Here is a 6,855-nt window from a genome sequence, read left to right as displayed (position 1 = left end):
CGATGATCGACCCGAGGCCGGTGAACATCAGCGCGAACGGGCCGATGTTCCGTTGAATAGAACTTTTCACGTCTTCTCCTGTTTCGAGAGCAGCTCGACACCGCGTTTATCCCGTCTGTTGTGCGGGCGGGTTTGCTGCGGTTGTCGTACCTCCGCACAAAAGATTGCGCCTGTAGGCGCAACTTCTGCGCGGCGCGTAGTTTAACCGGTTGCACCATGGAAGGGCGTCGAAAACGACGGCCTAATACAAAAAAGTCATTTGCTTATCAAGCTTTGTAAGGGTTCGTTTCGACCCTGTGGCAAAAAAATACGAACTTTCCCGGGGACCTAGTTGACCTTCCTGCCATTTAGCCGTATAAAGTTCGGGCAGGATTTCAAGCGGCGAGTGTGAATTGGTCTTTCGTAGTTCGCCCATCAACGGTACTCCGGCTGGTCCCATACCCCTTCCTTGATTTTCGTGCACCTCTCGGGCTTCGGCCTTCATTCATTTTTAGGAAAGTAATATGGAAACCGGTACCGTCAAGTGGTTCAATGACGCTAAGGGCTTTGGCTTTATCACTCCGGACGGCGGCGGCGAAGACCTGTTCGCGCACTTCTCGGAAATCAAGGTTGACGGCTTCAAGACGCTGCAAGAGAACCAAAAGGTTCAATTCGAAGTGCGCACGGGCCCGAAGGGCAAGCAAGCTGCCAACATCAAGCCGGTCTAAGTACTGCGCTCATCGGTCTGCTACGGCTCTTAGGATCTGAACGCAACTTCTGCGCAGTTCCTGGCTAGCAAGCTTACCGAAAAACCCCATGCTTCTTCCGGAAGGTGGGGTTTTTTCTTGCCTGGCGCTCTAGCGCGAGGTTTAGGCGCCTGGTGCGTTTAGCCGAAAAGGCGCTGCGCGTGAATGCCGAGACCCGTCGCCACGCTGGCGAGACGATCGCCGAACACGGCCCGTGACTGCGGAAACGCCTCGGCCAGCGCCTGCGTCAGGAACGCGAGGCCGGTCGAGCCGCCCGTGAAGTAAAGCGCACTCACCTGAGCCGGCGCGACCCCCGCTGCCTGCACCGTTTCGCGCGCGGCCTGCACGATACGCCGCGTCTCCTCGCGCCCCGCCTCGACGAGTTGCGTGTCGCCGAACGCCAGACGCAAGTCTGCCTCTACAGCCTCGAGGTCGATCATCGTCTCCCCGCCCGCCGAAACGCCGATCTTCGCCTCCTCCGCGCGCGCCGTGAGCGCGTGACCCAGACGCTCGTCGACCACCCGCATCAGCCGGTCGTGATGGCGCGTATCGGTGTACAGGTGGCGCATGAGCTTCAGCTCGGTCGCGCGCCTCGGTGTGTAGATCGTGTTGATGAGATGCCACGTCGCCAGATCGAAATAGATGCGGTTCGGCACCTCGCGGCCTTCGGGGTCGAGCGACTGGTAGCCCAGTTCGCGCAGGATGGTCGCGAGTTCGACGCGGCGGTCGAAGTCGGTGCCCGCCACGTGCACGCCGTGGTGCGCGAGTACGTCGTCCTTGCGTTCGAGCCGCGTCATGCGATCGGGCCCCACGCGCACGAGCGAGAAGTCCGACGTGCCGCCGCCAATGTCGGCGACGAGCACGAGCCCTTCCTCCGCGAGACGCGACTCGTAGTCGAACGCCGCCGCGATCGGCTCGTACTGGAACTCGATCTCGCGAAAGCCCACCCGGCGCGCCGCGGCTTCGAGCTGGTCCTGGGCGAGCTGATCGGCGCGCGGGTCTTCATCGACGAAGAACACCGGACGGCCGAGCACCGCGCGCGAGATCGGCGTGCCCGAGCAACGTTCGGCGCTGCGTTTCAGGTGCTCCAGAAAGATCGTGATGATCTCGGTATAGGGCATCGCGCTGCCGTCGCCGAGGTCGGTCGTGCTCTCGGCGAGCGGCGAGCCGAGGATGCTTTTCATCGAGCGCATCAGCCGGCCGTCGAAGCCGTCGATATAGGACGCGAGCGCCGCACGGCCGAATTCGCGCGTGTGTTCGTCGACGTTGAAGAACACCGCCGTGGGCAACGTGGTGTGTGCGCCTTCCACGGGCGCGAGGCGCATTGCGCCGTCGGCCGCTGCCGGGAGCGCCACCGCCGAATTGGAGGTTCCGAAGTCAATCGCGCAGAAGCTGGTCATGGCAAGAGCGCGCCGCAGCGAATGCGCGCGCAAGAGAGGAAAGGTCGGGGGGATCGGCTTTGTAGCACGAAAGCGCCGCGCGGGGCAACCGCGGGCCCACGATGCGACCCCGCAAGAAAAAACGCGCGGGCCATGCCGCGCGTTTTCGCTAAAGCTCGCAACCCCTCATAAGCGCGGGGTTTCTCCCGGCTCAGCCCTTGAACGGCTGCTTCCAGGCGTTCGCGTAGGCGATGTCGCCCATCGCCGAGCGCGTACGTTCCGCCTTTTCACGGTCGCGCAGCACAGGCTCCAGCTTCTCGGCTTCGCCGTAGTGGCCGATCGAGATGATCGAGAGCGGCTCCACGTCGTTGGGCAGCGCGAATTCCGTGCGGAACGCCTGGACGTCGAAACCGCTCATCTGGTGCGCCGCGAGACCCAGCGCATGCGCCTGGAGCACGAGCGACATGGCTGCGGCGCCCGCATCGTATTGCGCCGTGCGGTTGACTTCGCCCTTCGCGTTGAGCGTGTGTGCCGTCACCGCAATCAGCACCGACGCCGGCGCGTTCCACTGCTGGTTGAACGGCACGAGCGTCGCGAATGCGCGCTTGAACGCGACTTCGTCGGCGCTGCGGTCGAACACGATAAAGCGCCACGGCTGCAGGTTGTAGCCGGAGGGCGCCCAGCGCGCCGCCTCGATCACCGCGTGCAGCGCCTCGCGGCTCACCGGCTCGCTCGAATAGGCGCGCGGGCTCCAGCGGCCGGCGATGAGTTCGTGAATGGGCACGGCTGTCGGTGCGGGTTTGTGCTTCGTCATGCCTTGTGTGTCCTTGGGGTGACGGGCGGCTTGCCCGGGGGTCATTAGAATAACCGCAGCGCGTGAAATCCGCTCAAACGCAACAGGCGACGCTGATGCGTCGCCTGTCGGCGTGCGCCGAAGTGCGAACCGGCGCTGTAAAGTCGTTACGGCCGCGTCAGGCCGTTTGCACGCCCACGGCGCGCGGCCCGCGGTTGATGCGCAGCACGAGGAACGACGCCACGAGGCACAGGCCGCCCGAAATCATCGACGCCACCGTATAGGTGCCGAGGCTCGAGCGCAGCAGCCCTGCGCCGAACGCCGCGAATGCCGCGCCGAGCTGATGGCCCGCCACGACCCAGCCGAACACGATCGGCGCGCGCTCCTTGCCGAACACATCGGTGGCGAGCCGCACGGTCGGCGGCACCGTCGCGATCCAGTCGAGGCCGTAGAACACCGCGAAGATCGGCAGCCCGAAGAAGTCGATGCCGAACGCGTGCGGCAAATAGATCAGCGAAAGTCCGCGCAGCCCGTAGTACCAGAACAGCAGCAAGCGGCTATTGAAACGATCCGAGAGCCAGCCCGAGAGCGTCGTGCCGAACAGGTCGAAAATACCCATCGTCGCGAGCAGCGATGCACCCTGCACTTCGGTCATGCCGTAGTCGCCGCACATGGCGATGAGGTGCGTGCCCACGTAGCCATTCGTGCTGGCGCCGCAGATGAAGAAGCTGAAGAACAGCAGCCAGAAGTCGCGCGTGCGGCTTGCCGAGAAGAGCGCGTCGAACGCGATCTTCAGCGGATTCTGATGCGGCGCGGGCGGCGCGACGGGGGTGCTCTCGTCCTCGCCGAACGGGCGCAGATTCACGCTCGCGGGCCGCTCGGGCAGCAGGAACAGCACGAGCGGCAGCACCGCGGCGGCGGCCACCGCGACCACGAGCACCACCGACTGCCAGCCGTGCTTCTCCACGATCGCCGCGAGGAGCGGCAGGAACACGAGCTGGCCCGTGGCCGAACTCGCGGTGAGGATGCCCATGGCCAGCCCGCGGTGCGAGTGGAACCAGCGCGTCACGACGGTCGCCGAGAGCGAGAGCGCCGCGACGCCGGTGGCGCCGCCCACCATCACGCCCCAGATCAGGATCATCTGCCACGGATGCGTCATCAGCGCGGAAAGCGCCACGCCCGCCGCCATGGTGCCGAGCGCCGCGAGCAGCGTGGGACGCACGCCGAAGCGCTGCATGGCCGCCGCCGCAAACGGGCCCATGAGGCCGTAGAGCGCGATATTCACCGAGATGGCGAGCGAGATCGTCGCCCGGCTCCAGCCGAACTGATGCTCGAGCGGCACCATCATCACGCTGGGCGTCGCACGCGTGCCGGCCGCCGCCAGCAGCACCAGAAACACCACCGCCACGACGAGCCATCCGTAGTGGAAACGTCCGCCTATTCGCCTCGCTGCCCAGTCCATTGGTGCTCCTGTCGCGGCGCGCCGGATTCGACATGCCGATGTTTTCGTTGGCATGACCGCTCGCCGCGACATTCGCCATCGCTTTGATTGTTACCGATCGGTCACAAGTGTGTTGCGATAGTAGTTACCGCTCGGTAACATGTCAAGCAATCACCCTGATCGCGAGATGCCCTCATGAAACACGAAGGCCACGAGGAAACCGCTAGCGCCGCTGCCCGCACGCCCCGCCCCCGCGCGCAGACGGCTGGTGCACGCGCGCACGAGCACCTGTTGCGCGCCGCCGATGAGCTGTTCTATCGCGAAGGCGTGCGCGCGGTCGGCATCGAGGCCGTAGTCGAGCGCGCCGGCGTGAACAAGATGAGCCTGTACCGGCAGTTTTCGTCGAAGGACGATCTTGTCGTCGCCTACCTGCAGCGCTGCGACGTGCGCTTTTTCGAGCGCTTCGACGAAAGTCTCGCGAAGCATCCGGGTGAACCGGCAAAGCAGTTGGTGCAGTATTTCGAGGACCTCGCGCGCCGCGCCTCGGTGCCGGATTATCGCGGCTGCCCGTTCGTCAACGTCGCGACCGAATTTCCCGACGCCACCCACCCCGCGCGGCGCAGCGTCGACAACAACAAGACGCGGCTCATGGCGCGGCTCACCGCGCTCGCACAGGAAGCCGGAGCCAAAGACCCGGTCGCGCTCGCCGAGGAACTCGCGCTGCTCGTCGAAGGCATCTATGCCGCAAGCCAGACTTACGGCCCCGGGTGCGGCGCGATTCTCGCTGCGCCGCGCATGGCAAAGCTGTTGATCGAGGCGGCATGTCCCGGGCGCTAGCCGCCCGTAAAATGTCACGATGAACGAAACCGCTGCTCTGTCCCCCGACCACGCCGCCATTCTCGAAGCGACCCGCCACTGGCTCACGCGCGCCGTGATCGGGCTGAACCTCTGCCCATTTGCGAAAAGCGTGCACGTGAAGAACCAGATTCGCTACGTGATCAGCGAGGCGACCGATCTGGAAGGTGTCCTCACCGATCTCGAACGCGAGTTGCAAACGCTGGCACAGGCCGATGACACCGAGATCGACACGACGCTCCTGATCCTGCCCCACACGCTTGCCGACTTCGCCGATTTCAATGACGCGACCTGGTTTGCCGAGCGCCTCGTGCAGCAGTTGCGGCTCGAAGGCACGCTTCAGGTCGCGAGCTTTCACCCGCAATTCCAGTTCGAGGGCGCCGAGTCCGACGACATCGAGAACTACACGAACCGCGCGCCTTACCCGATCCTGCATCTGCTGCGAGAAGCGAGCATCGAGCGCGCAGTCGAGGCGTTCCCCGACGCCGCCGACATCTACGAACGCAACCAGGAAACGCTTCGCAAGCTCGGCTTCGCAGGTTGGCAAGACTGGATGAGCAAGCGCGACTGACGCCGCGCTGCCCGCAGGTTCAGCCTTCGATTGCCGCTTCGGCGGCCGCCTCGCCCTCGTCGGCGAAAAAGCGCTCGCGCAGGTCCGCCAGCCCGAACGTCTCGAGAATCTCGTTGAGCCGCTCCGCCGGACGGCGCCGCGGCAAATCCTTGTACTGGGCGATGATGAGTTCGTTCTTCATCGAGTGCTCCCAGCCCACCAGTTCCGTCACGCTCACCTGATAGCCGTGCGCCTCGAGTTGCAGACAGCGCAGCACGTTGGTGATCTGGCTGCCGAATTCGCGCGTATGCAGCGGATGGCGCCAGATCTCCGTGAGTGCCTGGCCGAGCGACTTGCCCTTGTTGCGGCGCAGTACTCCCGCCACCTCGGCCTGGCAGCACGGCACGACCACGATGTAGCGCGCGTGCTTCTTGAGTGCGAAGCGCAGGGCGTCGTCGGTGGCGGTGTCGCAGGCATGCAGCGCCGTCACGATATCGACCGTTGGCGGCAGCTGCGGCGAGGTGATCGAATCGGCGACCGACAGGTTCAGGAACGACATCCCGCCAAAGCCCAGCCGTTTGGCCAGTTCCTGCGAGTGCTGCACGAGCTCGTCGCGCGTCTCGATGCCATAAATGTGTGACCTGTCGCGCTGATCCTTGAAGAACAGGTCGTAGAGAATAAAGCCCAGATAGGACTTGCCCGCCCCGTGATCGACGAGGGTCACGTCGCGGCCATCCTGCTTGAGGTCCTTGAGCAGCGGCTCGATGAACTGGAACAGGTGATAGACCTGCTTCAGCTTGCGGCGGCTGTCCTGGTTCATCTTGCCGTCGCGCGTCAGGATGTGGAGTTCCTTGAGGAGTTCGACAGACTGGTTCGGACGGACTTCGTAAGTCTTGCTGGACATCGGCGTGATCGGATGAAAGGCGTGGTATGTCGCGAAACGTGCGACAGGCGACAGAAGGGTTGCAGTAATTCTGTCATTTTACGAAAAAAGCGAGTCCAGGCTGCCGAACCCATGAGAGCGGCCAGTGTCGTAATAGCGTCCCGGCACGCTGACCCACGTGCGGACAGCAGGGAGGGGTTGAATAGAAGACACGAGGATTTTTTCGTCC

At 64.1% G+C, this 6,855-nt stretch carries 7 protein-coding genes; 3 read left to right on the top strand and 4 right to left on the bottom strand.

Annotation, left to right across the window (positions count from 1 at the left end; all coding sequences use genetic code 11):
* The first annotated feature begins 503 nt into the window (after positions 1 to 503).
* The gene (locus ACOJB8_RS28635; protein ID WP_027797379.1) at positions 504 to 707 is read left to right on the top strand and encodes a cold-shock protein; all 204 of its coding nucleotides are present in this window, start codon (positions 504 to 506) and stop codon (positions 705 to 707) included.
* A 158-nt stretch (positions 708 to 865) separates the two neighbouring features.
* On the opposite strand, the gene ACOJB8_RS28630 is transcribed toward ACOJB8_RS28635, so the two are convergent.
* The 3 genes from ACOJB8_RS28630 to ACOJB8_RS28620 form a co-directional block, all read right to left on the bottom strand.
* The gene (locus tag ACOJB8_RS28630) at positions 866 to 2,125 is read right to left on the bottom strand and encodes an Hsp70 family protein (RefSeq protein WP_475015605.1); all 1,260 of its coding nucleotides are present in this window, start codon (positions 2,123 to 2,125) and stop codon (positions 866 to 868) included.
* A 190-nt stretch (positions 2,126 to 2,315) separates the two neighbouring features.
* A complete protein-coding gene (locus ACOJB8_RS28625; protein WP_069268276.1) occupies positions 2,316 to 2,918 on the bottom strand; it encodes a nitroreductase family protein in 603 nt (200 codons plus the stop codon).
* 157 nt (positions 2,919 to 3,075) lie between these two features.
* Positions 3,076 to 4,359, bottom strand: a complete 1,284-nt coding sequence (locus ACOJB8_RS28620; RefSeq protein ID WP_069268275.1) for an MFS transporter — start codon at positions 4,357 to 4,359, stop codon at positions 3,076 to 3,078.
* A gap of 174 nt (positions 4,360 to 4,533) precedes the next feature.
* Between ACOJB8_RS28620 and ACOJB8_RS28615 the strand changes: the two genes are divergently transcribed.
* Positions 4,534 to 5,175, top strand: a complete 642-nt coding sequence (locus ACOJB8_RS28615; RefSeq protein ID WP_342949863.1) for a TetR/AcrR family transcriptional regulator — start codon at positions 4,534 to 4,536, stop codon at positions 5,173 to 5,175.
* Positions 5,176 to 5,194: 19 nt separating this feature from the next.
* Entirely contained in the window at positions 5,195 to 5,764 is a 570-nt protein-coding gene (locus ACOJB8_RS28610) for a DUF1415 domain-containing protein (protein WP_342949862.1), read from the top strand.
* 19 nt (positions 5,765 to 5,783) lie between these two features.
* On the opposite strand, the gene ACOJB8_RS28605 is transcribed toward ACOJB8_RS28610, so the two are convergent.
* On the bottom strand, positions 5,784 to 6,647 hold the full coding sequence (locus ACOJB8_RS28605; protein WP_342949861.1) for a class I SAM-dependent methyltransferase: 864 nt from the start codon (positions 6,645 to 6,647) through the stop codon (positions 5,784 to 5,786).
* Between the last annotated feature and the right edge of the window lie 208 nt (positions 6,648 to 6,855).

It is taken from the genome of Paraburkholderia sp. BR10141, assembly GCF_056155635.1.
Note: the sequence above shows the minus strand (reverse complement) of the source record. Positions and strands in the feature narration are given on the sequence as shown.

Coding starts and splice junctions, on each gene's coding strand:
- ACOJB8_RS28635 (WP_027797379.1), top strand. CDS start 504: ATGGAAACCGGTACCGTCAAGTGGTTCAATGACGCTAAGGGCTTTGGC.
- ACOJB8_RS28630 (WP_475015605.1), bottom strand. CDS start 2,125: ATGACCAGCTTCTGCGCGATTGACTTCGGAACCTCCAATTCGGCGGTG.
- ACOJB8_RS28625 (WP_069268276.1), bottom strand. CDS start 2,918: ATGACGAAGCACAAACCCGCACCGACAGCCGTGCCCATTCACGAACTC.
- ACOJB8_RS28620 (WP_069268275.1), bottom strand. CDS start 4,359: ATGGACTGGGCAGCGAGGCGAATAGGCGGACGTTTCCACTACGGATGG.
- ACOJB8_RS28615 (WP_342949863.1), top strand. CDS start 4,534: ATGAAACACGAAGGCCACGAGGAAACCGCTAGCGCCGCTGCCCGCACG.
- ACOJB8_RS28610 (WP_342949862.1), top strand. CDS start 5,195: ATGAACGAAACCGCTGCTCTGTCCCCCGACCACGCCGCCATTCTCGAA.
- ACOJB8_RS28605 (WP_342949861.1), bottom strand. CDS start 6,647: ATGTCCAGCAAGACTTACGAAGTCCGTCCGAACCAGTCTGTCGAACTC.